The organism is Flavobacterium sp. AK-345, assembly GCF_058310175.1.
In genome coordinates this window covers 189,156-213,064 of record NZ_JBZEER010000001.1, presented here as the reverse complement: position 1 = coordinate 213,064, position 23,909 = coordinate 189,156, and the positions used below count along the sequence as shown (strand labels likewise).

General features: G+C 32.6%; 27 protein-coding genes. 20 read left to right on the top strand and 7 right to left on the bottom strand.

Features of this window, described 5'->3' with window-relative positions; translation table 11 throughout:
* The first annotated feature begins 138 nt into the window (after positions 1–138).
* Together AC4FQ3_RS00960 and AC4FQ3_RS00955 are read left to right on the top strand one after the other, a co-directional pair.
* Entirely contained in the window at positions 139–276 is a 138-nt protein-coding gene (locus AC4FQ3_RS00960) for a hypothetical protein (RefSeq protein WP_491180517.1), read from the top strand.
* Positions 277–295: 19 nt separating this feature from the next.
* On the top strand, positions 296–661 hold the full coding sequence (locus AC4FQ3_RS00955; protein ID WP_042564491.1) for a hypothetical protein: 366 nt from the start codon (positions 296–298) through the stop codon (positions 659–661).
* Between the two features lie 68 nt (positions 662–729).
* Here the strand turns inward: AC4FQ3_RS00955 and AC4FQ3_RS00950 are convergent, their stop codons facing one another.
* Positions 730–1,209 (bottom strand): CinA family protein, encoded by a 480-nt coding sequence (locus tag AC4FQ3_RS00950; RefSeq protein ID WP_491180516.1) that lies wholly within the window; start codon positions 1,207–1,209, stop codon positions 730–732.
* Positions 1,210–1,272: 63 nt separating this feature from the next.
* The gene (locus AC4FQ3_RS00945; protein WP_491180515.1) at positions 1,273–3,429 is read right to left on the bottom strand and encodes a catalase; all 2,157 of its coding nucleotides are present in this window, start codon (positions 3,427–3,429) and stop codon (positions 1,273–1,275) included.
* A 363-nt stretch (positions 3,430–3,792) separates the two neighbouring features.
* On the opposite strand from AC4FQ3_RS00945, the gene AC4FQ3_RS00940 reads away from it, so the two are divergent.
* The 3 genes from AC4FQ3_RS00940 to AC4FQ3_RS00930 all read left to right on the top strand — a co-directional run bounded on the left by AC4FQ3_RS00940 (position 3,793) and on the right by AC4FQ3_RS00930 (position 5,057).
* Positions 3,793–4,197, top strand: coding sequence for a hypothetical protein (locus AC4FQ3_RS00940; RefSeq protein ID WP_124020505.1), 405 nt, complete (start codon positions 3,793–3,795; stop codon positions 4,195–4,197).
* A gap of 170 nt (positions 4,198–4,367) precedes the next feature.
* Positions 4,368–4,766: a hypothetical protein gene (locus AC4FQ3_RS00935; protein ID WP_491180514.1), complete on the top strand. Its 399-nt coding sequence runs from the start codon at positions 4,368–4,370 to the stop codon at positions 4,764–4,766.
* Between the two features lie 114 nt (positions 4,767–4,880).
* Positions 4,881–5,057, top strand: coding sequence for a hypothetical protein (locus tag AC4FQ3_RS00930; RefSeq protein WP_463461378.1), 177 nt, complete (start codon positions 4,881–4,883; stop codon positions 5,055–5,057).
* Between the two features lie 48 nt (positions 5,058–5,105).
* Here the strand turns inward: AC4FQ3_RS00930 and AC4FQ3_RS00925 are convergent, their stop codons facing one another.
* Positions 5,106–5,417 (bottom strand): hypothetical protein, encoded by a 312-nt coding sequence (locus AC4FQ3_RS00925; RefSeq protein ID WP_042564486.1) that lies wholly within the window; start codon positions 5,415–5,417, stop codon positions 5,106–5,108.
* Positions 5,418–5,619: 202 nt separating this feature from the next.
* Here AC4FQ3_RS00925 and AC4FQ3_RS00920 point away from each other — a divergent pair, with 202 nt between their 5' ends.
* Complete coding sequence (locus AC4FQ3_RS00920) at positions 5,620–8,904, top strand: CheR family methyltransferase (protein WP_491180513.1); 3,285 nt, start codon at positions 5,620–5,622, stop codon at positions 8,902–8,904.
* A 59-nt stretch (positions 8,905–8,963) separates the two neighbouring features.
* Here the strand turns inward: AC4FQ3_RS00920 and AC4FQ3_RS00915 are convergent, their stop codons facing one another.
* A complete protein-coding gene (locus AC4FQ3_RS00915) occupies positions 8,964–9,416 on the bottom strand; it encodes a response regulator (RefSeq protein WP_491180512.1) in 453 nt (150 codons plus the stop codon).
* 330 nt (positions 9,417–9,746) lie between these two features.
* Here AC4FQ3_RS00915 and AC4FQ3_RS00910 point away from each other — a divergent pair, with 330 nt between their 5' ends.
* The 3 genes from AC4FQ3_RS00910 (at position 9,747) to ligD (ending at position 13,042) form a co-directional block, all read left to right on the top strand.
* Positions 9,747–9,944 carry a hypothetical protein gene (locus AC4FQ3_RS00910; RefSeq protein ID WP_491180511.1) on the top strand — a complete coding sequence of 66 codons (198 nt, stop codon included), beginning with the start codon at positions 9,747–9,749 and terminating at the stop codon, positions 9,942–9,944.
* Between the two features lie 78 nt (positions 9,945–10,022).
* The gene (locus AC4FQ3_RS00905) at positions 10,023–10,310 is read left to right on the top strand and encodes a PrgI family protein (protein WP_073393841.1); all 288 of its coding nucleotides are present in this window, start codon (positions 10,023–10,025) and stop codon (positions 10,308–10,310) included.
* A gap of 134 nt (positions 10,311–10,444) precedes the next feature.
* Positions 10,445–13,042: a DNA ligase D gene (gene ligD, locus AC4FQ3_RS00900; protein WP_491180510.1), complete on the top strand. Its 2,598-nt coding sequence runs from the start codon at positions 10,445–10,447 to the stop codon at positions 13,040–13,042.
* Between the two features lie 159 nt (positions 13,043–13,201).
* On the opposite strand, the gene ku is transcribed toward ligD, so the two are convergent.
* Together ku and AC4FQ3_RS00890 are read right to left on the bottom strand one after the other, a co-directional pair.
* Positions 13,202–13,972: a non-homologous end joining protein Ku gene (ku, locus tag AC4FQ3_RS00895; protein WP_491180509.1), complete on the bottom strand. Its 771-nt coding sequence runs from the start codon at positions 13,970–13,972 to the stop codon at positions 13,202–13,204.
* Positions 13,973–14,082: 110 nt separating this feature from the next.
* Positions 14,083–14,448: a SpoIIAA family protein gene (locus AC4FQ3_RS00890; protein ID WP_042564480.1), complete on the bottom strand. Its 366-nt coding sequence runs from the start codon at positions 14,446–14,448 to the stop codon at positions 14,083–14,085.
* A gap of 273 nt (positions 14,449–14,721) precedes the next feature.
* Between AC4FQ3_RS00890 and AC4FQ3_RS00885 the strand changes: the two genes are divergently transcribed.
* A complete protein-coding gene (locus AC4FQ3_RS00885; protein WP_491180508.1) occupies positions 14,722–15,573 on the top strand; it encodes an SDR family oxidoreductase in 852 nt (283 codons plus the stop codon).
* Between the two features lie 170 nt (positions 15,574–15,743).
* Here the strand turns inward: AC4FQ3_RS00885 and AC4FQ3_RS00880 are convergent, their stop codons facing one another.
* Positions 15,744–16,670 (bottom strand): hypothetical protein, encoded by a 927-nt coding sequence (locus AC4FQ3_RS00880; RefSeq protein WP_491180507.1) that lies wholly within the window; start codon positions 16,668–16,670, stop codon positions 15,744–15,746.
* A gap of 338 nt (positions 16,671–17,008) precedes the next feature.
* On the opposite strand from AC4FQ3_RS00880, the gene AC4FQ3_RS00875 reads away from it, so the two are divergent.
* The 10 genes from AC4FQ3_RS00875 to AC4FQ3_RS00830 all read left to right on the top strand — a co-directional run bounded on the left by AC4FQ3_RS00875 (position 17,009) and on the right by AC4FQ3_RS00830 (position 23,906).
* Positions 17,009–17,197 (top strand): hypothetical protein, encoded by a 189-nt coding sequence (locus tag AC4FQ3_RS00875; protein ID WP_491180506.1) that lies wholly within the window; start codon positions 17,009–17,011, stop codon positions 17,195–17,197.
* Between the two features lie 295 nt (positions 17,198–17,492).
* On the top strand, positions 17,493–18,959 hold the full coding sequence (locus AC4FQ3_RS00870; RefSeq protein ID WP_491180505.1) for a tetratricopeptide repeat-containing sensor histidine kinase: 1,467 nt from the start codon (positions 17,493–17,495) through the stop codon (positions 18,957–18,959).
* Positions 18,960–18,966: 7 nt separating this feature from the next.
* Positions 18,967–19,635: a response regulator transcription factor gene (locus tag AC4FQ3_RS00865; RefSeq protein ID WP_302095694.1), complete on the top strand. Its 669-nt coding sequence runs from the start codon at positions 18,967–18,969 to the stop codon at positions 19,633–19,635.
* 126 nt (positions 19,636–19,761) lie between these two features.
* Positions 19,762–20,316 (top strand): hypothetical protein, encoded by a 555-nt coding sequence (locus AC4FQ3_RS00860; RefSeq protein ID WP_491180504.1) that lies wholly within the window; start codon positions 19,762–19,764, stop codon positions 20,314–20,316.
* A gap of 30 nt (positions 20,317–20,346) precedes the next feature.
* Positions 20,347–20,688: a hypothetical protein gene (locus AC4FQ3_RS00855; protein ID WP_491180503.1), complete on the top strand. Its 342-nt coding sequence runs from the start codon at positions 20,347–20,349 to the stop codon at positions 20,686–20,688.
* A 249-nt stretch (positions 20,689–20,937) separates the two neighbouring features.
* Positions 20,938–21,540, top strand: coding sequence for a PH domain-containing protein (locus AC4FQ3_RS00850; protein ID WP_491180502.1), 603 nt, complete (start codon positions 20,938–20,940; stop codon positions 21,538–21,540).
* 3 nt (positions 21,541–21,543) lie between these two features.
* Positions 21,544–21,753 (top strand): TM2 domain-containing protein, encoded by a 210-nt coding sequence (locus AC4FQ3_RS00845; protein WP_491180501.1) that lies wholly within the window; start codon positions 21,544–21,546, stop codon positions 21,751–21,753.
* A 68-nt stretch (positions 21,754–21,821) separates the two neighbouring features.
* Entirely contained in the window at positions 21,822–22,226 is a 405-nt protein-coding gene (locus tag AC4FQ3_RS00840; protein ID WP_491180500.1) for a hypothetical protein, read from the top strand.
* Between the two features lie 25 nt (positions 22,227–22,251).
* Positions 22,252–22,461 (top strand): hypothetical protein, encoded by a 210-nt coding sequence (locus AC4FQ3_RS00835; RefSeq protein ID WP_042564469.1) that lies wholly within the window; start codon positions 22,252–22,254, stop codon positions 22,459–22,461.
* 323 nt (positions 22,462–22,784) lie between these two features.
* Positions 22,785–23,906, top strand: coding sequence for a hypothetical protein (locus tag AC4FQ3_RS00830; RefSeq protein WP_491180499.1), 1,122 nt, complete (start codon positions 22,785–22,787; stop codon positions 23,904–23,906).
* Positions 23,907–23,909: the final 3 nt, after the last annotated feature.

The following is a 23,909-nucleotide window of genomic DNA, read 5'->3' as shown; positions in this document are numbered from 1 at the left end:
GATGCACTTCACATATTTTTGAAGTGCATTTTTTTTATAACAACCTGTAAATTATGAAATTATGAAGCATTTTTTTGTAAATATTTAAAAAACATAGGGGTTAAATTTGTGTCTATTAATTATTTAAACCTTATTATTATGAATACTTCAAATCACAGAACCAGCAGCACTACAGGTGCAAAAATGTCGGACAAAAAATCTGATATGAAATCTACTACTTCGAAAAGCAATGCGAAGTCTACAACAGACAAAAAAGCGGATTCTAAAAAAAATTAATGCCATAAAAAACATTATTATGGAAATAGAAAAAAGAGAAGATTACGGTCGTCGCGACCGTAATTTTCATAATTCAGAGAACGTTACGATTAGCGCCAGAGAACGAAGCATACAAGAGTTAGGATATTGGGACCTGGAAGATGATTTGAGTATTTATAGCCAAACAGACAGCCATCACCCAAGATTTGCTAAAAACCCTGATGAAGAAGAAAAAATTATCAATCAGGACGATGCTATTACAAATGATGAAAATCAGGAAGAAGCAGACCAAAAGCTTGAGGATTATTATGATGAAGAAGAAAATGATATTTATGAAGAAGAGGAAGAAGAAGACTTGTTTAGAGATGCAGATTTATCAGGAAATGGCAAATTTAGAGTTGAATAAAACTTTACTTTAAAAAACATAGAAAAACCGTTAGCAAAAACTAACGGTTTTTTGATTTTATACAACTTCTAAAGCTGAATCTCTTCATAAACCAAATTTGCGACTGCATCTACGGCCTGTGCGATAATTTCTTCCGGTTTTCCATCGAATTTAAATCTTTTTGCTATTTGTTTATCCGGAAAAATAATATGTACAAAAATAGTTCCAACTGGCTTTGAGGGAGTTTCGCTTCCTCCGGGACTTGCTAATCCCGTTAAGGCTACACAAATATCGGAAGTAACAAAACGATGGAAATTTTGTGCCATTAATTTAGTTACAATGGCAGATTCCGCCGTGTGTTGTTCAATAGTTCCCTTTGGTATCAAAAGTAAATCTTCTTTCATCGATACATGATAACAAACCAGACCTCCAATTAAGATTTGTCCTGAATCAATAACGGTAGAAAATTCATTACACAGTTTTCCTGCCGATGCGCTTTCTACAAAACTTATCGTCCATTTTTTCTCTATTAGTGCCTGACAGCACTGTATCACTTTTTCACTAGGCATATTATTGAGTCGTTTTAAAGTTATTACATGTCAAAATAATTTAGTTTCTGTTACTATTTTATATTACAAATTTGCTTCTCTTTCCCAAAAACGATGGTTGGCTAATGCATCAATAAAAGAAGCCGATAAATATTCATCACCTATTTGATCGCTTACCAAAATTCCAACATCTCTAATGGCTTTTTCAACATCATTATTATTAACAAACGGGAGTATTTCTATTCCCTGACCTTCGGCAGCAATAAATTTGCAATGTTTGTAGGCATCGGTAAGAAATTCTTTGACATCGCCATTGTTTTTTAGATCCAGAATTCCTTTTCCGGCAGGTACAAACACGGCATCAAAAAGTACAGATGCTGCCGTTAGGTAACTTTGATCAACCGGAATTTCCGAATCATCTTCAGAAACTATGGATCCTAAATGCGGCGCTATAATTTTTACAACCGCCCCGGCCTTTTTTAAAGCTGCTTTCATATTGTTTACTGATGCCGCATTTACACCATCTGCACATAAAAAAGCGATTTGTCTTGTTACAATAGAATCTTTACCGGTTTCACTTTTTAAAATACTTAAGGAATCTGAAGTTTCTGTTGGTCTTTTTACAAAAGTCGGCTCGTGTTTATTAGGATCGGCATCTGCTCCTACTCCATGATTAATAGGTTTTTCGAGTTCTTTTGGTACTTTTAAACCTAAACATTTCGATACTTTGCTTACCAAAATAGGATCTACTCTTGATAATAAACCAAGCATTCTTTCTCTAATGGCAACTGTTTCTACTTTTCCCAATTCAAAAGTCAAAGCTTTTATAATATGTTCCTGTTCTGTATCGGTCTGGCTTTGGTAAAAAAGCGTTGCCTGACTAAAATGGTCTGAAAAACTGGCACTTCTGTCGCGAACTTTATGGGCATCGATTCGTTCATTAAAACTTGCAAATCCTCCTTCGTCTATTTTTGCCTGAAACGGACATCCGCCTCCTAATGAATTTGGGTGATAACTCACTCTGCCCGTTGCAATTTCCTGACGCATATGTCCGTCACGCTGATTATTATGCATTGGTGCAATCGTGCGGTTAATGGGAATTTCATGAAAATTAGGGCTTCCCAATCTTGATAATTGCGTATCAGTATAAGAAAATAAACGTCCCTGTAATAAAGGATCATTTGTAAAATCAATTCCGGGAACAACATGTCCGGGATGAAAAGCAACTTGTTCTGTCTCTGCAAAGAAATTATCGGGATTTTTATTTAATGTCATCTTACCAATAATCGTTACCGGAACAAGTTCTTCAGGAACTAATTTTGTTGGATCCAGCAAATCAAAATCAAAAATATGTTCGTCTTTTTCGGGAATAATCTGCACTCCTAATTCCCATTCTGGGAAATTACCAGATTCTATGGCTTCCCATAAATCCTGTTTATGAAAATCAGAGTTTTTACCGGATATTTTTTGTGCTTCATCCCATAAAACACTATGGGTTCCTAATTTTGGTTTCCAATGAAATTTTATAAAATGAGATTCGTTTTTATCATTTACAAATCTAAAAGTGTGTACGCCAAAACCTTCCATCATTCGCAGGCTTCTTGGTATTGCGCGATCGCTCATTACCCACATAATCATGTGCATGGATTCTGGCATTAGCGAAATAAAATCCCAAAACGTATCGTGTGCAGAAGCCGCCTGCGGAATTTCGTTATGCGGTTCTGGTTTTACGGCATGTATTAAATCGGGAAACTTCATGGCATCCTGAATAAAAAATACAGGCATATTATTTCCTACCAAATCAAAAATTCCTTCCTGTGTATAAAATTTTACGGCAAATCCGCGAACATCACGTGCCAAATCTGTAGAACCTCTTGATCCCGCTACTGTAGAAAATCGAACAAAAACCGGTGTTTTAATACTCGTATCGTTTAAAAAACCCGCCTTAGTATATTTGTCTAATGGTTTGTAAAGTTCAAAATAACCGTGTGCTGCAGAACCTCTGGCATGTACAATACGTTCTGGAATGCGTTCATGGTCAAAATTGGTAATTTTTTCTCTTAGAATAAAATCTTCTAATAAGGATGGACCTCTTTCACCGGCTTTGGCAGAATTATTATTGTCGTTTATTTTAACCCCTTGGTTTGTGGTAAGAAACTGATTTTCGGCATTTGATTTATTTATATCGAGATCTCTTTCCTTATCATTTGGATGATCTTGGTTTGGCGTGGAATTTTTCATTTTAAATGGGTTTTATATTTTTAAGTAGTATCGTGATTTTGATCTGAATTCATTTGGCCAAATGACACTTGATCGTTCAACAAAAGTAATTTACAAACAAAACCAAGCCATTACATGATTGTTTACAAAGCTTACAATATTTAAACATTTGATAATCAAACAATAATTTCATTATTTTCTATAAGTATGAATTGAATAAAATTAAGATCAACTGTTAATTATGAAAATACAATTGATTTTTCTGTAAGAAGTAAAAGTGATTTGGATAGTAGCTTTGTAAATAACATTTTTACAGACCTGAAACATTCTTCACTGATTATGAGAAATCTTTATCAATTAAAACAATTTCAAATTTTACTTGCTATGAAAAATGAAAACAATAAAAATTACGGACAGGTTGAACGTAATTTTCACCACGACGATACTATTACAGAGACACACAATGATGCTTCGGTAAAAGATTTATTTGATAACGATAAACATAAATATCAGGAAGATGATCTTCAATATAAAGAAGATGACCTTCAATATAAAGATGAAGAGCTGCATGATGTAAATCATGAAACAAATGATTTTAACCGAAACGAAAATATTCCGAATGAGGAACGTGTGATTGATGAAGACGACTTGTCTACAAACGATAATCCGGAACGCAACGAAGAAAATCTGGATCAGGAAATTGAAAAAGATGGAGATCTTGACAACAACGAGAATGAGAAACTGGAAGAAAATGATGAACATTTTCACGAAATCCATCCGCGCGAATGACATAATGCCAAAAAAATTGTAAACCGAAAGCCGTTATATTTAAATATGTAACGGCTTTTTGGTATGCGGAATTCTGTAAAATTAACAGAAAACTATATAAAGACAAAAAACAGGACGAATTGTAACTTTAAAAGATTGATTTCATAGAAGTTAATCTAAAACATACAAACATGGATATTACAACTCAAATTGTCTGGCTTTTTATTCTTGCCATTCCCATATCATGCATTGCGTGGACTGTAACTCATGAAGAAATTTTTAAGGAACCGCGAGAATGGTGCGTAAAACGTTCTCAAAATGGCCGGACAATCTTAATTAGAAAAGCCTTTTATCTTTTTACCTGTGAATATTGTTTTAGTCATTATGTCACCATATTTTTTATTGCCTTATGTGATTACAAACTTTTAATAGATGATTGGCGCGGTTATATTATTGCCGGTTTTGCATTGGTTTTTGTTGCCAATGTTTATATGAGTCTTTTTGGTTTATTGAGACAGGCAATTAAGAAAGAAAAAGTCGAAATCAAACAAATTGAAACGTCTGAAGAAGAACATAAAATCCTGTTTTAAACACCCGAACATGGAAATTATGTAACGATCTGAAAAAATTATGTAAACCCACAGTTATTGCCACTTATATTTTTGTTTTAATCGTTAAGAATAAACCCATAAAAATCAAACAAAATGAAACATTTAAACTTAAAACTTATCTTTTTTATTATTGCTATTTCGTTTCTAAACATCTATTGCAGCGGTTATTGTGACGACGAAGATCTAAGAAGGGACCAAAACCAAAACAAAAACAAAAAAGAAGCGGCAGTAATAAAACATCAGGATTCTTTAAACATGGATATTGATTAAACAAAAAGCCTGTAAATATTTACAGGCTTTTTCATCTTCAGTTTTTCATTATGGTTTCTTTTTTGTATCAGTTCCTGTTCCTACGCCGCCATCACTTCCTGAACCGGTTCCGTATCCGGGTTTTGTAGTATCTCTGGGTATTGTAGAATTGGGAGTAGAAGGATTTGTTGTTTTAGACTTATCTGTATGCTGTTTATGGGCAGGATCGTTTTTATAAGTCGTTGTACTCTTTTTATTCGTCTTTTGTACGGTAGTAGTATCTGTCGTACTTTTAGATTGCTTTTTTTTCTGGGTGTCTTGTGCCATGGCTGCACTTCCTAGAAACATAATCATTGCACATGTTAAAAATAAATTTTTCATAATATTGATTTTTTACAATTAATAATTTGATTATAAACTAACTACAGTTTTTTAATTAAACTTACATGTACAAATTTTATAAAGAATTGCAACTCCTGCTTATATTTTAAAGTTTTCATTTTTATAAGATTTCCACTTCATACTCTTCTTTTTTAATTGTAAAAGGATTCATACCTTTGATTATGTTAATAATTATTTTTTTATGAATATTCCTGAAAATACACGCCCAAAAAAAACAACCCAGGATTTTCCCGTAGTTGGTATAGGAGCCTCAGCCGGAGGCTTGGATGCCTTTAAAAAAGTACTTAAAACCATACCCGAAAATTCCGGAATGGCTTATGTTATCGTACAGCATTTATCATCGGATTATCCTAGTAATTTAACCGAAATATTAGCCCAGCACTCTAAAATACCGGTTCATGAGATTGTTAATGACATTAACCTGGCTCCCAATCATATTTATATTATTCCGGAGAACAATAATTTAATTGCCGAAGACGGAGTTTTAAAACTCTACAAAAGAACACGCAGTGATAAAACAAATAAAAGCATTGATATCTTTTTTGAATCGCTTGCGCAGGTACATAAAAGTTTTGCCATTGGGGTAATACTTTCCGGAACCGCTTTTGACGGTACGATTGGGTTAAAAAAAATAAAAGAATTTGGCGGCGCAACAATTGCGCAGGAGCCTGAAACTGCTGCTTTTAAAGGAATGCCGCAAAGTGCCATCGATGCCGATGTGATCGATTATATATTGCCTCCTGAACAAATTGCCTCCCAATTAATCGAAATTCGCAAAAGTTATATTACCAATCATGCTTACAGCGAAGAAGAACATATTCCAAAAGAGGAAGAAGACATTCTGAATCAAATTATAAATCTGGTTTTTTTAAGAACCGGAAATGATTTTCGTCATTACAAACAGCCTACAATAAGAAGACGTATTGCCCGCAGAATGGTTATTTTAAGAAGAGAAACCATGCAGGATTATTACAATATTCTTCGCAATGATAAAAACGAACAGGATGCGCTTTTTAACGATTTTTTGATTCCGGTTACGTATTTCTTCAGAGACGAAAAATACTTTGAGACCTTGCCTACTCTGGTTTTTCCACAGCTAATCAATAATATCGTAAATAATAATTTAAGAATTTGGGTAGCAGGCTGTGCATCTGGTGAAGAAGCGTATTCATTGGCAATCTGCCTTCATGAATATTTAACCCAAAAAAATCTTAAAGACGTCAGAGTTCAGATTTTTGCTTCGGATATTTCCGAAAAATGCATTGCAAAGGCCCGGGCAGCGTTATATACGCCTCAGGATGTACAGCAAATTTCTGAAATAAGACTGCACAATTATTTTACAAAAAGAGATGGACATTATCATATCAATAAGGCAATTCGTGATATGTGTATTTTTGCAGTTCACAATTTTATAAAAGACCCGCCCTTTGCCAGAATTGATTTGGTTTCATGCCGAAATGTTTTAATATATTTTGATCCGTTTTTACAAAATAAAGTGCTGAGCTCTTTTCATTATTCCTTAAAAGAAAAAGGCTTTTTATTTCTTGGAAAATCAGAAAGCACAAACAATGCCGCAAACTTATTTGAAAATGTGGGCAAACATGAAAAAATATACACCCGCAAATTTGCTCCGGGACGTTATGTACCTGAAGCATTTAAACCTACACATATTACTTCACGCGAAAAAACGACGAACTACGACGTAAAAAATGTCCCGGAAACCGATTTTAAAAAAATAACTTCTGATATTTTATTTTCAAAATATACCCCGGCAAGTATTATTATAAACGAGCATTCAGAAATTGTTCATTTTCATGGAGACACAAGTCCGTTTTTATTGCCTTCTCCGGGTAAACCGAATTTTAACATTCTAAAAATGGCACGTGAAGGCATTAGTTTTGAACTTCGTAATGCACTTTTGAAAGTAAAAAAAGAAAAGGAAAACCTCATAAAAGAAAATATCAAAGTTAAAGACCAGAACTATCTGGCATCTTTTGAAATACTTACGCTTCCTTATGATGATTTACATCTTATGGTGATTTTTCATAAAAAACCTATTCCGGAAATTGATAACGATGCCAAATTAAGCGCAAGTACATCCGATAAACAACGAATTAAGGATCTGGAAAAAGAGCTTAACCAGATGCGCGAAGACATTAAACGCGTTACCGAAGAACAACAGACTGCTTTTGAAGAACTGCAGACTACAAATGAAGAATTGTTAAGCAGCAGCGAAGAACTTCAGGCAATGAATGAAGAACTGGAGACTTCTACAGAAGAACTTCAGTCGAATAATGAGGAATTAATGTGTGTAAATGATGAACTTCTGGATCGTCAGGAACAGCTTATTTCGACACGAAATTATTCTGAATCGATTGTAAAAACAATTCGCGAGCCTTTGCTTATCATCGATAAGGATTTTATTATAAAAAGTGCCAATCCTGCATTTTACAAATATTTTCAAACAACAGAAGCTGAAACCGAGGATCATTCCTTTTTTGAAATTGGAGACTGTCAATGGGATATTCCTGAATTTAAAGAACTTATCTTTACAATGCTGGGAGAAAAAAACACTATTGAAGATTATAAGGTTGATACCTTTTGTTCGGGAATTGGCAAAAAAGTAATGATCGTGAATGCCCGTAAAATTGCAAATTCAAAACCAGAAGGAATGATTCTTTTGGCACTTGAAGATATTACAGATTTAAGTGTGACAAATGAATTACTCAAAACTAAAAATGCAGAATTAGAAAGATATAACAAACAGTTAGAATTGTTTACCTCTGCAGCAAGTCATGATTTGCAGGAACCATTGCGAAAAATTAATATGTTTTGCAAAAGAGTTTTTGATACCGAAAAGAACTTATCTGAAAGTGGCAGACATAATTTAGAACGTGTTTTGTTTTCGGTAAACAATATGAGTCAGTTAATTACCGATTTGATCAATTATTCGAGAATTAATTTTATCGAAAAAGAATTTAAAAAAACAGATCTGAATTTACTTTTAAAGAAAACAATTAATGATCTGAAAGATGTAATTGCAGAGAAAAATGCGATTGTGATTACAGATCCTATTCCGCAATTAACCGTTATTCCGTATCAAATACAGCAGTTGTTTACCAATTTAATTTCGAATTCGATTAAGTACGCAAAAGAAAATGTTGTTCCTGAAATAAAAATAAGTTCGCAACAGCCTACAAATGAAGAAATAACCGAAGTTGGAGGAAATCTGCAGACACATTATGTCAAGATTTGTGTTATGGATAACGGAATTGGTATTGCTGAAAATTATGAAACTAAAATTTTTGAACCTTTTTACAGATTGCATAATAGTGATCAATACAGCGGCAGCGGTCTTGGACTGACTTTGGTACAAAAAATTGTCAACAATCATCACGGCTTTATAAAAGTTTCAAGCAAAATAAACGAAGGAACAAATATCATTATTTATCTTCCTTTCAATTAATTCAAACACTATTTAAGAACATAAAAAAGCGGTAAACATAATTTACCGCTTTTTTGTTTCTAATTTGCTACATCTTTCTGGCCTTTACTTTTGCCATATTGGATTATAGATTCCGTTTTACTCCAATATTCGACTATAGTACGAATAACTTCTTTGAATTTTTCGTACGTATAAGGATTTACAACGTAACTTTGTGTTGGTACTGAATGTACATCAAGCACAAAACACTGATTGAATACAGTTGTAAAAAACAAACAGGGACAATTTAATTCTATACTCAGATTTTTGTACGGAATATGAGCTGTTTGTTTATCATCCATATGAAGCAGTACAATATCTGCAAAAATTAAAAATGCTGAAACATCATGTGTTGTCAGATAATTATAAGCATCATTCCCCGAATTAAAGCATAAAATTTTATTAGAAATTTCTAATTCAGAGAAAATTTGTGTAAATAATTTACGATCTCCCTGATTATTTTCTATAAGTACAATAGGTCCCTTTTGGTTCATAATAGTTCTTTTTTAGTTATAAAATAAGATCGAAAAAACATCATAATTACTGCCTTATTTTGATGGCAGAAATCTTTAAACAAAGATTTTAAATTTTATGAAATTTAACATTACAAAATAATTTTGAAAAATTATATAATTTTCATCGCGTAGTTTATACAAAATATTCCTACATTGTAGTACTTAAATTTATTTAGATTTATACACAAATTCTCAGCAACTACAACTGTTACCCTGATAATTATATAATTAGAAAATTAAATTCTATAAAGAAAAAAGAAGCTTCCGTGCTTAAATTTGGAAATACTAGAAATTTAAATCGAAAACGTCATGGTCGAAAAGAATTACGATCCGGATAATGACAATTGTCCTGAAAAAGATACTGTAGAGAATCTCTTAAAATCAAAAATGGATTCTGATAAAAACAGCCAAATAGAAAAAGAATTTATACATGATACTCCAAATCGAATTTTAAAAGAAAAGAACGATTTGAAACATATACAAAATTCAGACGATACTAAAAGATAGAAAGATTTAGAAAAATAAAATCTGATGAAATAACCAGTCAGACCTTTTACAAATGTTAAATTAAAAAAACAAAAAATCATGGAAAATTTAAATTTCATTAATCCATTACTACACGGAATTATTCCTGAAGAATTAGAAAACAAAGCGCTAAGTTTTTCTACTAAACAATTGGTATGTGCAGGTGTAGGAACATTAATTGCCGGTGCTGTTTTAAAAAAAGCAGGCCACCAAAAAACCGGGGCAATGATCGCCGGTCTTGCTTTACCTATTCTGGCAACTGCGATTTATAAAAAGATCAAAAAATCGTCTGACGAAAAAGCTAATTCGGGATATACTGATGCTGATAATGTAAATGAACATGCATAATATAAATTTTGTACTTCCGGGTTTCACTTTTGTTTTTGGTTTTTTAAAATTAAATAGCAGAATGACAGCTGGGAAGTACATTTTTTTTTACAGACTTAAAAAAAACAGACTATGAACCCATAAATACTTTATATATGTCACTTTCCAAATACAACCAAAAACGTAATTTCAAGCAAACCGAGGAGCCTGAAGGCAAAATTGGCAAATCTGAAAAAGACCTCATTTTTGTGGTTCAAAAACATGCAGCTTCGCATTTGCATTATGATTTTAGGCTGGAACTGGATGGTGTTCTTAAAAGTTGGGCCGTTCCCAAAGGTCCGTCTATGGATCCCGAAATAAAGCGACTTGCCATGATGGTCGAGGATCATCCATATGATTATAAGGATTTTGAAGGCTCAATTCCAGAAGGAAATTATGGTGCCGGAAATGTTATTGTTTGGGATAACGGAACTTATACTACTGCAGATGAAGATGCTGTTTCTGCCAGAAAAGCATTAAAAGCCGCATTGCACAAAGGCCATTTGAGTTTTGTTTTAAAAGGAAAAAAACTCAAAGGCGAATTTTCTTTGGTAAAACTTCACGGCAAACAAGAAAACGCCTGGCTTTTGATTAAAAAAAAGGACAAATATGCCACGGATGATGACATTTTGAAGAAAAACAAATCAGTTATCTCCAATCAGACTTTAGAATCGTTAGAGAAAAAAATGGAAAGTGCTTCAAAAAAAAATGAGATTGAAGATGAAGATACCTCTGAAGAAACTACTCCCAGGAAAACCAAAACAGCAAAAACCAAAACAGACAAAAAAGAAACTATAGGCTTTTTGTCGCCCATGCTGGCCAATATTGTCGATAAACCTTTTGATGATCCTGACTGGGTTTTTGAAAATAAATATGACGGTTACCGCACTCTCGCTACTATTACACCAGATGAAGTGCATTTGTTTAGCCGAAACGAACTTTCGTTTGATAAAAACTTCAAACCTGTTTTAAAAGAACTTGAAAAAATAAAACATGAAGTCATTCTGGATGGCGAAGTCGTTGTTGAAAATGAGGCAGGAAAAGCTAGTTTTCAGCACCTTCAAAATTATCTTAAAACCGGAGAAGGAAATTTAAAATATTTTGTTTTTGATATTTTAAATCTGAATGGTTTTTCTACTGTCGATTTAACTTTACTTGAGCGAAAAGAGCTTTTAAAAATGTTATTGGAAAAATATTCTTTTTCGAATGTTTTTTACTCTGAACATACTATCGAAAACGGACTTAAAAGCTTAGAAATTGCCACAAATAACAATAGTGAAGGTATAATGGCCAAGAAAGCTAATGGCGCTTATTTGATTGGGAAAAGAAGCAATAACTGGCTTAAAATAAAAATTGCACAGCAGGAAGAAGCTGTTATTATAGGAATTACTGAGCCAAAAAATTCCCGCAGTTACTTTGGTGCCTTGCTTTTAGGACAATATTACGGCAAAAGACTGGAATATATTGGTAAATGCGGAACTGGATTTACAGAGGAAGTCCTGAAGGATTTATACACGAAATTTAAACCTCATTTTATAAAGGAATCTCCGGTTGTACAAAAAATAAAACTTCGGGATAAGATACAATGGTTAAAACCAAAATTTGTCTGCCAGGTTAAATTTACAGAATGGACGGATGATATGCGACTAAGACATCCCGTTTATCTGGGCTTGAGAGTGGATAAAAAAGCAAGTGAAGTTTTTTTGACTTCAAAAACCAAAACTTTAAATACGGAAGTTATGAAGACTAAAGAAAAAACAGAAACGGCTAAAAAAAAACCAGAAACGAGTAAAGAAAAAGATTATGATTTGAAGGTGGGTACAAAAACGCTCCATCTTACCAATCAAAACAAAATATATTTTCCTGAAAGCGGAATTACTAAAGGCGAAATTGTGCAATATTACAATGAAGTTGCTGATTTTATTTTGCCGTATTTAAAAGATCGTCCGCAGTCTATGAATCGATTTCCTAACGGAATTGATGCGCCAAGTTTTTATCAGAAAGATGTTGATGTGGATAAAATTCCATCGTGGCTAAAAACCAAAAAAGTATATTCAGAATCCAACGATGAACATCTGGATTATTTGATTTGCAATGACAAAGCGACTTTGCTTTATATGGCAAATTTGGGCTGCATTGACATAAATCCATGGAATTCAACCATCAAACATATTGAAAATCCGGATTGGCTTGTAATCGATATTGATCCTTCAAAAGATAAATTTGAAGAAGTTGTACAAACTGCCTTAACCGTAAAAGAAGTTATGGATGAATTTGAAACCGAATGTTACTGCAAAACTTCGGGGGCTTCGGGCTTGCATGTATATATTCCGCTTGGCGCGAAATACGATTATGATTCGATTAAAATTTTCGCACAATTAGTGGCAACAGAAATTCAAAAACGAATTCCCGAAATTACTTCTCTGGAACGAAGCATCAAGAAAAGAAACAATAAAATTTATGTGGATTATCTGCAAAATCGCCGCGGACAAACTTTGGCCGCACCCTACTCTGTTCGCCCCGTGCCCGGAGCGCAGGTTTCAACGCCTTTAGAATGGAGCGAAGTAACTCCAAAATTGCATCCGTCTCAATTTACCATTAAAAATGTCTTGCCAAGATTTGAGAAAAAAGGTGATTTGTGGGCGCCTGTTTTAGGCAAAGGAGCAAACATCCAGAAAATTATCAAGAATTATGGACTGGGAGTTAAAAGTTAGTTATGAATTATGAGTTTTGAGTTTTGAGTTTTGAGTTTTGAATTATAGCTTGATGCGTTTGATTTTTAATTAAAATAAAAAAGAGACAAAAGTTTATATAGACTTTTGTCTCTTTTTATATAATGACATTCAAACTCATAATTCATAACTCATAACTTTTTAAGACGATTTCTTGTTTTCTAAACTTGCTTTCAGCATGTCTAATAAATCATCGCTTTGTTTGTGTACAACTTTAAGTTCCGGAGCTTTTGTTTTTTTACCTTTTGCTTTGCTTTTAATTATTTTTAAAAGTTTGGCTGTGTATTCGTCTTTGTAGGCACTAATATCAAACTTTTCAGTAAGCTGATCGATTAGTTTTTCGGCCATATCCATTTCTTTTGTTTTCTTTTTAGAAAGGGCAGGAACTTTAAGTTCTTCTGTACTTCTAATTTCCTGTTCAAAACGAATTCGGTTTAAGAGAATCAAATTTTTATAAGGCTTTAAAATAGCCAGGCTTTCTTTATTTCGTAAAACAAAGCTCGTTACCCCTACTTTTCCGCTGGCTTCCAACGCATCACGAAGTAAACCATATGCATTTGCAGCACCTTTATCAGGTTCCAGAAAATAAGGCTGTTCGTAATAAATACTTTCAATTTCTTTTTCGAAAGCAAAACTCTGAATATCTATTGTTTTGGTTTTAACGGCGTCTGCAGCTTCAAAATCTTCATCTTCAAGAATAACATATTTATCATCAATTTTGTAGCCTTTTACAATATTGGCAAAAGTGACTTCCTTACCTGTTTTTTCGTTTACACGTTTGAATTTTATGTTAGAATGGTCTTTTTCATCCAGCATATCCATATCAAGAGTGCTTTCCTGCACGGCAGAAAACATCTTTATGGGAATATTGATTAACCCAAAACTGATCGAACCTGTCCATATTGACCTCATAATAAGTTTTTTATAAATTTAAATTCCAAAAAATCTAAATTCAAATTCCTAATTCCAAAAAATCTAAAAGTCTAGCTTGGAATTTGGAATTTATTTTTTGGAATTTATGTCTAAATGTTCCCCTCAACCCAATTTAAAGCTTTATTGAATTCTAATTTTTTAAAGCCTTTAAACTCTCCCGGAACGATATAACTGAATCCGTTTGTGAAAGAAATAATTTCTTCAGAATCTGAAACAATAGCGGCTCTGTTCCATTTCCCTAAATGTTTAAGTCCGATCATAGCATCCTGAAGCCAGGCACCTGCGGTAAAATTTTCCAGATCCGTATCTAAAACCAATAAAAAATTGATTTCGTTTAATTGCTTTACCAGTTTTTCTACAGCCGGAACAACCACTCTTTGAAAATCTTCTTTAGTTACTTCTGCTAATGCTCTAAAAGCAACAACATTATCTGTTGTATCAATTTGATGTATCATTTTTTTCTTTAATTAAATTATGGTAATTTTTAATTCAGTCGAATTTTTTAATGCTGATTTTTTAAAGTTAATCAGGCATTTTTTACGTTGACTCAAATGTAAATCAGAGGCTTGTTTTTTCTCTTATATTTTATCAGTTAAATTTTACAGAATATCAATTTATGAATCTGATTTCGTGATCTTTTGCGCTAACTTTTGATTTTTTCAGGTCACCTTATTATTGAAAATGAGACTATTTTAGGAAGTTGATAAAGACCCAAAAAATAATTAATCATGGAAAAAGAAAAACCAAAGAAATTTCCCGAACAAAAGCAGAATTTGCCGGGAGATGAACATAAAATGCATCCACAACCTGAAATTATCAGGGAGAATTATACCGGAAGCGGAAAACTGCTTGGAAAAGTTGCTTTTATAACCGGAGGTGACAGCGGTATTGGTCGAAGTGTTGCGGTACATTTTGCCAGAGAAGGTGCAGATGTTGCCATAGTTTATCTTAATGAAGATAAAGATGCTCTTGAAACCAAAGAGTTGATCGAAAAAGAAGGTCAGCAGTGTTTGATTATCAGTGGAGATTTAAAAGACGAGAAATTTTGCAAAGAAGCTGTAAAAAAATGCCAGACAAGATTTAAAAAAATTAATATTCTGGTGAACAATGCTGCTGTACAATTCCCTCAGGACGAATTTAAAAAAATAACTTCAAAACAGCTTCACGAAACATTTGAAACTAATATTTACCCGTATTTTTATATCACAAACGCTGTACTGCCTCTTTTGCAGGAAGGTGATACGATTATTAACACGAGTTCGGTTACTGCCTATCGTGGCAGCGAACATTTGGTTGATTATGCAAGTACAAAAGGTGCGATTGTAAGTTTTACAAGATCGTTAGCAACGATGTTGGCCAAGAAAAAAATACGTGTCAATGGCGTTGCACCTGGCCCAATCTGGACGCCTTTAATCGTTGCCAGTTTCGATAAAGTATCCGATTTCGGAAAAGATAATCCGATGGAACGAGCCGGCCAACCCTCAGAAGTTGCGCCTGCGTATGTTTTTCTGGCTTGTGAAGATAGCAGCTATATTACAGGACAATTTATACATATTAATGGCGGGGAAATTGTGGCTTAGTTTTAGTTTGCCACGAATTTCTTTGTAATGTTTTGTTTGCAACGAATTTCACTAATTTTCTCGAATTTTTTAATATAAAAGCGGATATACTTAATTGGTATATCCGCTTTTTTTATTCTTTTCGATAAACCGGACAGGTTTTAAAAACCTGTCCGGTTTAGGACACAATGTTATTTTGATGCGCAATCGCCTTTATATTTTCCTTTGATATATTCTGTAATAGGTCTTAATGATCTTTTTGTTTCAGGATGTCTTCCGTTTCCATTTGAATTAAAAAAATCTGCTTTGTCTCCTGTTTTTGCATACCATACAATTGCTTCTCCATCTGGTTTAAAACAAGTTGTAGTATCACAAACTATTAACTTTTTGAAATTTAAAAGATTATCGTCTCTTAAAATTACCTCATTTAAATTTCCTTCCATTGGTTTATCACAGTATACCAATTCATAATGATTATCAGACCATTGCATGCAACCTTTTTTGAAGGCTAATAAACAGATTGTTGATGCTATCAATCCAAAAATCACAGCAGTTCCTATTAATGTTCTTTTTGATCTTTTAAAAAGTCTAAAAAGATTCAATTTACTTGTAGGTGTTTCTTTTGGAGGTGTTTCTTTCTTAGTTGAATCTTTCTCATCGTTTTTACTTGGCGAATTCTTTTCCTCTAATTCTTGTACACCTTCATCATCCATTTGTTTAATCTCAGAAGAGTCTTTTCTTTCTACTGCTTTTTTAAATTTACTAAATGGACGATCTTCAAAATCTACCAAAATTGCAGCAAAATTTACTGTATTCATTTTAGCAGGTACTTTATCTCCTCTAAAAAAAGCGCCCACTTTTTTAAATTTATTAGTATATGTAATAGATACGTCCTCTTCTTTAGAATTAAATTCAGCTTTAAAAAAATTACGGTATACACTTATATCATCGATCGTGGGACTTGAACTAAAAATCTCCCAACATAAATCTCTTAAACTAGCTTGTGAAGGATTAATTAAATAATCTGAATGTTGTCCCTCAATTTTTTCACTTATATATTTATTTCTAACAGCTTCTTTATAGGCATTTTCAATTTCTATTTGAGTATTTTTTTGCATAGGCCATAAGGATTTTTAGGATTTTTCAAGGATTTTCCGGGATTTTCAGTAAAGGTAAGACTTTCAGGAATTCCGTATCGACACAGGCTCATAAGCGTTGTTCCTTTGCTTCAGAATTAGTTCTTGTTCGATATCGAATAAAACAAAAATACAAAACTAGTTCTATTAAAAGTGAGGAAAACCGTAAAGCGGAGTTTATCCCGGGAAGTATAAATAAAATTTTATAGTTCTACTCACTTCACTTCCCACCAAAAACACGCATAGGTATTGTGCCTAAACAAGATTCGGAACGATTCCGGACAGCCATACCTATGCTTAATTCTTAAAAATTTAATATCATGAAAAAATCAATTATATTAAGCGCATTCGCTCTTTTGAGCACAACTTTATTTTCCTGCACAGCTGATGAATTCGAAACTGCAGAAACAAAAACGGAGATAAAAAAGGATCCTGTTGCTGTACAAGCAGATGCACCGCCTGATGGACCTGGGGATGATCCAATTACTGTTAAACCACCAAAAAAATAACAGAATATTCTTTACAATATTTAATTATTGCTTAATTTCGGGGAAAGTAACTCTTATGCTACGGTCCCCGATTTTTTGTTTATTTATTTTTCTTCTTTTTGTTGCCTGCAAAGAACAAACAACCATATCTGTTCAACCAAATACTCACAAAAGTGAAGCCATTTTTCTTCGAGAAAAAGCCATAAATCTCTATGAAAACAAAAATTTTAATAGCTCTTTTTATTATTTTAATAAATCAAAAATACTATTCGAATCTTTAAAAGATAGTGCTAATATTACTTTTAATCTTATTCAAATGGCGCAAATACAGCAAATAAACGGAGATTATTATGGAAGTAAAGAAACATTAACAGAGGCCTTACCTTACACAAAAAGTGATAATAATTATAATGCCGCAATCAATAATTTTTTCGGAATTGCAGATAAAGAGCTTTCTATTTATGATGACGCAGTATTTTATTACAAGCAGGCTCTTAAAGATGCAACCGACTCTGTATCAAAACAATCTCCTTTAAATAATATTGCTGTTGTTTACATCAAACAAAACAAGATTGATAAAGCAATTTCTATTTTAGAATCTATTTTAAATAAAAAGGTTTTAAATGATAAAGATCCGTCGATTATTAGAAGTAAATCGCGAGTTTTGGATAATCTGGGTTTCGCCTATTTTAAAAATGGAAATACGGATAAAGGACTGCAATTTATGAATGAAGGTCTAAAATTGCGAAATCAGTCTGACGATTTTTATGGAAGTATTGAAAGCTATCTTCATTTAGCCGAATTTTACGCAAAAACCGATGTTAAAAAATCAAATCAAAACGCTCAGAATGCTTATCAAATCGCAACAAAATTTCATAGTATCGATGAACGTTTAAAAGCGTTGTCACTTTTAATTTCAAATGGTTCGGGCACTCAATATGCTCAAAAATACATCTCCTTAAATGACAGTATTACCAAAATTCGCAACAATTTTAAAAACAAATTTGCCAAAATTAAATACGATTCTAAAAAGGAAAAAGACGAAAACCAAAAACTGAAATTAGAAAAGGCAGAGAATTTACTGGCGCTTCAGGAAGCAAAATATCAAAAAATAGTGGGTTTTATTGGCTTTATTTTTCTGGGAATTGTAATTATCGTTCTGGTACGTTATTACAAAAATAAAAACAGAATTATACGAATAAAAACCGCTTATGATACCGAAACCAGAATTGCAAAAAATATTCATGATGAATTGGCAAATGATGTTTTTAACGCCATAACTTTTACACAAACACAATCCTTGTCTGTAGAAAACACAAAAGAAACTTTGATTCAAAAACTGGATCATATTTATACGCGCGTTCGCGGAATTTCGAGAGAAAACAATGATATTGAAACCGGAGTAAATTATTCTGATAATTTGAAAGAAATGCTTTCTACCTATAACAGCAAATCTACAAACGTGATTATTAACAACATCGAAAAAGTAATTTGGAACGAAATTGACGAAATAAAAAAGGTAACCATTTACAGGGTTCTTCAGGAATTGATGGTAAACATGAAAAAACATAGCCACGCGCCGTTGGTTGCTTTAACTTTTGACAGCGATCAAAAATATGTATTTATAAATTATGTTGATCGCGGAAAAGGTGCCGAAAAAAATAAAATTGTAAAAAATGGTCTACAAAATATGGAAAACCGTATTCTGGCCATAAAAGGAACTATTACTTTTGACACTGAACCTGATAAAGGTTTTAGAGTTAATATAAAACTGCCAAAATAAAAGCCCTATGTTTAAAAAAGTAATAATTGCCGAAGATCTTGATGCAATGAATTTAGGAATTCAACAAGTCTTAAAAGATTTAAATATTGAAAATTTTCAGCATTCAAAATACTGTGATGAAGCTTTACTGAAAGTGCGAAAAGCAATCCAGGATAACGAACCTTTTGATTTATTAATCAGTGACCTTTCATTCAAAACAGACCATCGCGAACTAAAAATTGCTAATGGCGATGAATTGGTACAAAAAGTGCGCGAATTACAGCCTAATATTAAAATTATAGTCTATTCGGTAGAAGATAAAAGTTATCGTATCAAATCGCTTTTTGATAATGCGGGAGTTGATGCTTTTGTTCTAAAAGGCCTAAACAGTATTGAAGATCTAAAAAAGGCGATCAATTTACTGTATACTTCAAACGAAACCTTTATTTCTCAGGAAGTTGCTTTTGCTTTGCAGGAAAAAAGCAATTACGAAATTGATGATTTGGATATCAAGATTCTGAAACATTTATCTCTGGGAATTATGCAGGATGATATTACCAATACTTTTCAGGAATTAGGCATAAAACCAAACAGCAAAAGCACCATCGAAAAAAGAATCTCAAAACTAAAGGATTTTTTTAAGGCTGCAAATACAGTTCACTTGGTTTCCATAACTAAGGATATGGGGATTATTTAAAATCTATAATTCTCATTATTAACTTTTAAGCTCCTTCGGGAGCTTTTTTTTTGGATTATGGTTTTCCGTAAAATACTGGTTTTAAATAGGTTTAAGTTTGGCTTATAAATCAATTTATTAAAAAAAATGAAGAAACCTATTTTACAAATTATCACATTATTTAGTATTCTAATACTACTTTCTTGTCAAAGAAATACAGAATCAGTTACAGAAGTTTCAGTAGATACAGTTGCTGTAGCTAGTGATTCAATTTCACCAATAATAAGTAACAATTGGGAATATCGACAATCGATTGATAAAATGACATCAAAATCAATCAAATACGCACAGATAAAATCTAACGAAAGTTTGGATTTAGAATTTCCGTATGAAGGAGCTAATTATGGGGAACTTACATTAAGAAATAAGAATGGTGGTCTAAATATATATTTAGGTATTGAAAAAGGACAAATAAGTGGGGGCTACGACAACAATTACATTACAGTTCGTTTTGACGATGAAAAGGCAATAAAATTTAGCTATAGTGAACCCCAAGACGGAAGTAGTAATTTCATTTTTATTAATAATGAAGCAAAATTTTTATCAAAATTGAAAAAATCTAAAAAGGTACTCATTTCATTACCTATTTATCATGATGGAAATCAAATACTCGAATTCAACACAATAGATTTAAAATGGTAATTTTTTACAAACTATAAAACAAAATAAATTATGAAAAAAATTATTCTTTTTTTTATTGCAGTTACAATATTCGGCTGCTCAGATAAAAACGAACTATTTAAGGAAACAGATTCGTTTGTTCATTCTCTTCAAACAGAATATGAAAGTTATGGGATTTTTGGTAATGATGAACATTCTAAAACGACTAACGATGGATTATATACTATTTCTCCAATTGGTCGATTGATAAATGTAAAGATACAAAAGGTTGTAAATGCCAAAGAATATGAAGATTTAAAGAAAGATCTTGAGGATCACTACCAAGGTGATCCTAGAGTTAATAGTGTCTACATTTGCCAAGCAGGCACTATTATGATCGATTGTAGAAATTAAATTCTAAATAAAAAGAATCTAGCATTTTTGAATTTTAATTTTTAAAAGAGGAATTAGACGTTCTCTTTTTTGTATTTAAAAACTTCCTTCAAAAAATATCTTGATTATGGTTTTCCGTAAAATACTGGCTTTTATTGGATATACATTTGAATAATTAATTTAAACTAAAAAGCAATGAAAATTAATATGCTAACGCAAGCGTCCCGCGCGAGCAGATCTAATTTATTAAATTAAACAAAACTAAATACTATGATAAACGATTTGAAAAAATTCTTAAATGAAGAACAAGATCCAAAAGCTGTTGAAAAGCTATTGGTAAAAGTTAATGGATTATTAACTTCAGGAGAACAAGTAGAATATATTGCTGTACAAAAAAAGCCGGCAATAAACTTATCTCCTGATTGTATCGCTTTAACTAACAAAAGAATCATCTTCTGCAGACCTAAAAATTTAGGTTTATCAATGGATTTTCAGGATTACTCCTGGAAAGACATTTTAGATTGTCATATGAAAGAAGGTATAATAGGTGCTACTTTCTCTATGAAAACAATCAAAGGAAATATGAATATGCTCGATTATTTACCTAAAGCACAGGCTAGAAAACTGTATCAATTTGCCCAACAAAAAGAAGAAGAAATGATTGTTTACAGACGTGAACACGATCTTGAAAATAAGAGAGCAATTGCCGGGGGAGGAATTATTGTTAACGCTGGTACTCCAATACCTCAAAACGTTGAACAAAAAGAAGATCCGTTAGAAACTTTGCAAAAATTAAAAAAATTACTGGATAGTGAAATTATTTCACAAACAGAATTTGACACAAAAAAAACAGAAATATTATCTAAAATGTAAATTATGAAAAGTAAAACAACAGCCGCTATTTTGGCATTTTTTTTCGGAGGATTTGGAATTCATAAATTCTATCTGGGGCAATCAATTCAAGGTATATTTTATATTTTATTTTGCTGGACTTTAATTCCTGCAATACTCGCATTTTTTCAATTTTTCGGGCTAATATTTATGTCTGATCATGCATTTAATGTCAAATATAATAATGGATTTTAATTGTATTTTCCCGTAAAACTACGCTATCCCAAAACATTCCTTCTAATTACATTTATCAAAAAATGCCTGTGAAATCTAAAATTACATTATTTGCTTTTGTTCTCTCCTTTTTAAGTTGCAAAAGAGAACTTCCACCACCTGAAATAAAATCGTTTTACAAAGAAGTAATCACACCTGATGACAGAAAAGTGATTACGCCGCAGGAAGCAAAAACATATCACGTAGACACAGAATATCAATACGAATACAGAACCGGAAACTCCGGTCATTACGAGTATAATTATGATGTAAAAGGCGTGAATACCAAAGGTGATTCTGTTTACGGAAATATTAATGTTGAAGGTAAATACGGTGCTGGAATTTTAATGTTTGATACGGTTAATGATATCGAAATTAACACGGAATGGATTGATTACGGAAAACTTAAAGCTACTGACAAAAATGGAAATGAATATTACTTAAAAGTTGAATAATTGCCTAACTCCCAAACCTGCTAAAATGAAATATAGTACAATCCTACTTTTTATAGTTCTGAGTTCTTTTCGGCCTGTTGAGACTAAGGTATATATCTGTGGGCCAACGGGTGCAAAAAAATACCATTATAAAGAACATTGTCGTGGCTTAACGGCCTGCAGGCATGAATTAACAAAGGTATCTGAATCTCAGGCGCAAGGTTATGGTTTAACACTTTGCGGATGGGAAGATTGATTTAACTACAGATTTTTAAAATTATTATTCAGGACAAAAGGAAATTTTTCTTTTGTCCTTTTTATTTGTAAGAACTACATATACACCTATAAATTAACATTTTACCTAACCATTAAAATTTATTTTATTAGAAAAATATTACAATTTAAAAGAAAATTTATTTAACTTTAACAATAATTAACATATAATACTGGCTACAGAATTCAGAAACATCCTAAAAATTAAACCCAATTATTTCATTTGAAATAACAAGATTTCCAAGATTACATTAGTACCTATTTATTTTACGCAGTTCTATTAATTAACGTTATAACACTAAGTCAATGAAATACAATAAACTAATATTCGCCTCTTTATTATTTTGTAGTATCCATGTTTTCGGTCAGGTTTACACCGAAAAAATTGTTGGACAAAAAAATCAACAGCTTAAAGACAGCCTTAAAGTAGAAGAATACCCATATGCCTTACCTATTTGGGGTGAAAAAGTAGCTCAAAAAGGTTACAAACTACCCTACTCTGCCGGACTTTCGGTTAATTATTTCTGGCAGGATTCTGAGATTGTAATCAATGGTCTGGAAGTTGGTTTTAATAATGGTCCTCAATATAACTTAGATGAAATTGTACGATTTGATAAATCTACTGTAGAAGCCGGAGCCCTTACGATTAGGCCTGATATCTGGCTGCTTCCTTTTTTAAATATTTATGGGATTTTTGGTAAAGGTACATCAACAACAAAAATTAATGCCGGAATCTGGGTTCCTGACGCCGATAATAACTGGTCGCAAATAGCCAGTTTTAATACAAAAGCAAATTTTGACATCACTACTTTCGGATTTGGGTTAACTCCCACAATTGGTATTGGCGGCGGTTGGCTGGCACTTGATATGAATATGTCCTGGAGCGACGTGAGCGCGTTAGACAAACCTGCTTTTTCTTATGTTTTTGGACCACGATTGGGTAAAACTTTTAAACTACCTAAACCAGACAGAAATATTGCTGTTTGGGTTGGCGGTTTTAGAGTTCATATTTCCGGTGACACACAAGGAAATATTCCTTTCTCGGATATTTTTGACGTAAATGGTCTTCAGGAAAAAGTAGATAACGGTTTTGCAAAAGTTGATGAAAATCAAACTAAAGTCGATAATTGGTGGGATACGTTAACCCCTACTCAGCAAAAGAATCCGACAAATATTGCCAAACATAATACTGCAAACCGCGCGCTGGAATCTGCAGGAAACATTTTAACTTCATTGGATGGCGCTATAAGTACAATAGATAATTCATCTGTTCAATATTCCCTTCAGAAAAGACCAAAAGATATGTGGAATTTTATTGTTGGATCTCAATTTCAATACAATAAGCATATTATGTTAAGAGTAGAATGTGGTTTTTTAGGTAGCCGTACTCAGGTTTTAGGTGGTCTTCAATATCGTTTTGGACTTTAATCT

Bases quoted from the DNA above. Each gene is read 5' to 3' on its own strand.
- AC4FQ3_RS00875 (WP_491180506.1), top strand. From the start codon at position 17,009: ATGAAAAAATCAATTATATTAAGCGCATTCGCTCTTTTGAGCACAACT.
- AC4FQ3_RS00910 (WP_491180511.1), top strand. From the start codon at position 9,747: ATGGTCGAAAAGAATTACGATCCGGATAATGACAATTGTCCTGAAAAA.
- AC4FQ3_RS00920 (WP_491180513.1), top strand. From the start codon at position 5,620: ATGAATATTCCTGAAAATACACGCCCAAAAAAAACAACCCAGGATTTT.
- AC4FQ3_RS00950 (WP_491180516.1), bottom strand. From the start codon at position 1,209: ATGCCTAGTGAAAAAGTGATACAGTGCTGTCAGGCACTAATAGAGAAA.
- AC4FQ3_RS00855 (WP_491180503.1), top strand. From the start codon at position 20,347: ATGAAAAAAATTATTCTTTTTTTTATTGCAGTTACAATATTCGGCTGC.
- AC4FQ3_RS00880 (WP_491180507.1), bottom strand. From the start codon at position 16,670: ATGCAAAAAAATACTCAAATAGAAATTGAAAATGCCTATAAAGAAGCT.
- ku (WP_491180509.1), bottom strand. From the start codon at position 13,972: ATGAGGTCAATATGGACAGGTTCGATCAGTTTTGGGTTAATCAATATT.
- AC4FQ3_RS00940 (WP_124020505.1), top strand. From the start codon at position 3,793: ATGAAAAATGAAAACAATAAAAATTACGGACAGGTTGAACGTAATTTT.
- AC4FQ3_RS00915 (WP_491180512.1), bottom strand. From the start codon at position 9,416: ATGAACCAAAAGGGACCTATTGTACTTATAGAAAATAATCAGGGAGAT.
- AC4FQ3_RS00850 (WP_491180502.1), top strand. From the start codon at position 20,938: ATGATAAACGATTTGAAAAAATTCTTAAATGAAGAACAAGATCCAAAA.
- AC4FQ3_RS00905 (WP_073393841.1), top strand. From the start codon at position 10,023: ATGGAAAATTTAAATTTCATTAATCCATTACTACACGGAATTATTCCT.
- AC4FQ3_RS00835 (WP_042564469.1), top strand. From the start codon at position 22,252: ATGAAATATAGTACAATCCTACTTTTTATAGTTCTGAGTTCTTTTCGG.
- AC4FQ3_RS00890 (WP_042564480.1), bottom strand. From the start codon at position 14,448: ATGATACATCAAATTGATACAACAGATAATGTTGTTGCTTTTAGAGCA.
- AC4FQ3_RS00870 (WP_491180505.1), top strand. From the start codon at position 17,493: ATGGCGCAAATACAGCAAATAAACGGAGATTATTATGGAAGTAAAGAA.
- ligD (WP_491180510.1), top strand. From the start codon at position 10,445: ATGTCACTTTCCAAATACAACCAAAAACGTAATTTCAAGCAAACCGAG.
- AC4FQ3_RS00955 (WP_042564491.1), top strand. From the start codon at position 296: ATGGAAATAGAAAAAAGAGAAGATTACGGTCGTCGCGACCGTAATTTT.
- AC4FQ3_RS00860 (WP_491180504.1), top strand. From the start codon at position 19,762: ATGAAGAAACCTATTTTACAAATTATCACATTATTTAGTATTCTAATA.
- AC4FQ3_RS00830 (WP_491180499.1), top strand. From the start codon at position 22,785: ATGAAATACAATAAACTAATATTCGCCTCTTTATTATTTTGTAGTATC.
- AC4FQ3_RS00925 (WP_042564486.1), bottom strand. From the start codon at position 5,417: ATGAAAAATTTATTTTTAACATGTGCAATGATTATGTTTCTAGGAAGT.
- AC4FQ3_RS00885 (WP_491180508.1), top strand. From the start codon at position 14,722: ATGGAAAAAGAAAAACCAAAGAAATTTCCCGAACAAAAGCAGAATTTG.
- AC4FQ3_RS00930 (WP_463461378.1), top strand. From the start codon at position 4,881: ATGAAACATTTAAACTTAAAACTTATCTTTTTTATTATTGCTATTTCG.
- AC4FQ3_RS00845 (WP_491180501.1), top strand. From the start codon at position 21,544: ATGAAAAGTAAAACAACAGCCGCTATTTTGGCATTTTTTTTCGGAGGA.
- AC4FQ3_RS00945 (WP_491180515.1), bottom strand. From the start codon at position 3,429: ATGAAAAATTCCACGCCAAACCAAGATCATCCAAATGATAAGGAAAGA.
- AC4FQ3_RS00935 (WP_491180514.1), top strand. From the start codon at position 4,368: ATGGATATTACAACTCAAATTGTCTGGCTTTTTATTCTTGCCATTCCC.
- AC4FQ3_RS00865 (WP_302095694.1), top strand. From the start codon at position 18,967: ATGTTTAAAAAAGTAATAATTGCCGAAGATCTTGATGCAATGAATTTA.
- AC4FQ3_RS00960 (WP_491180517.1), top strand. From the start codon at position 139: ATGAATACTTCAAATCACAGAACCAGCAGCACTACAGGTGCAAAAATG.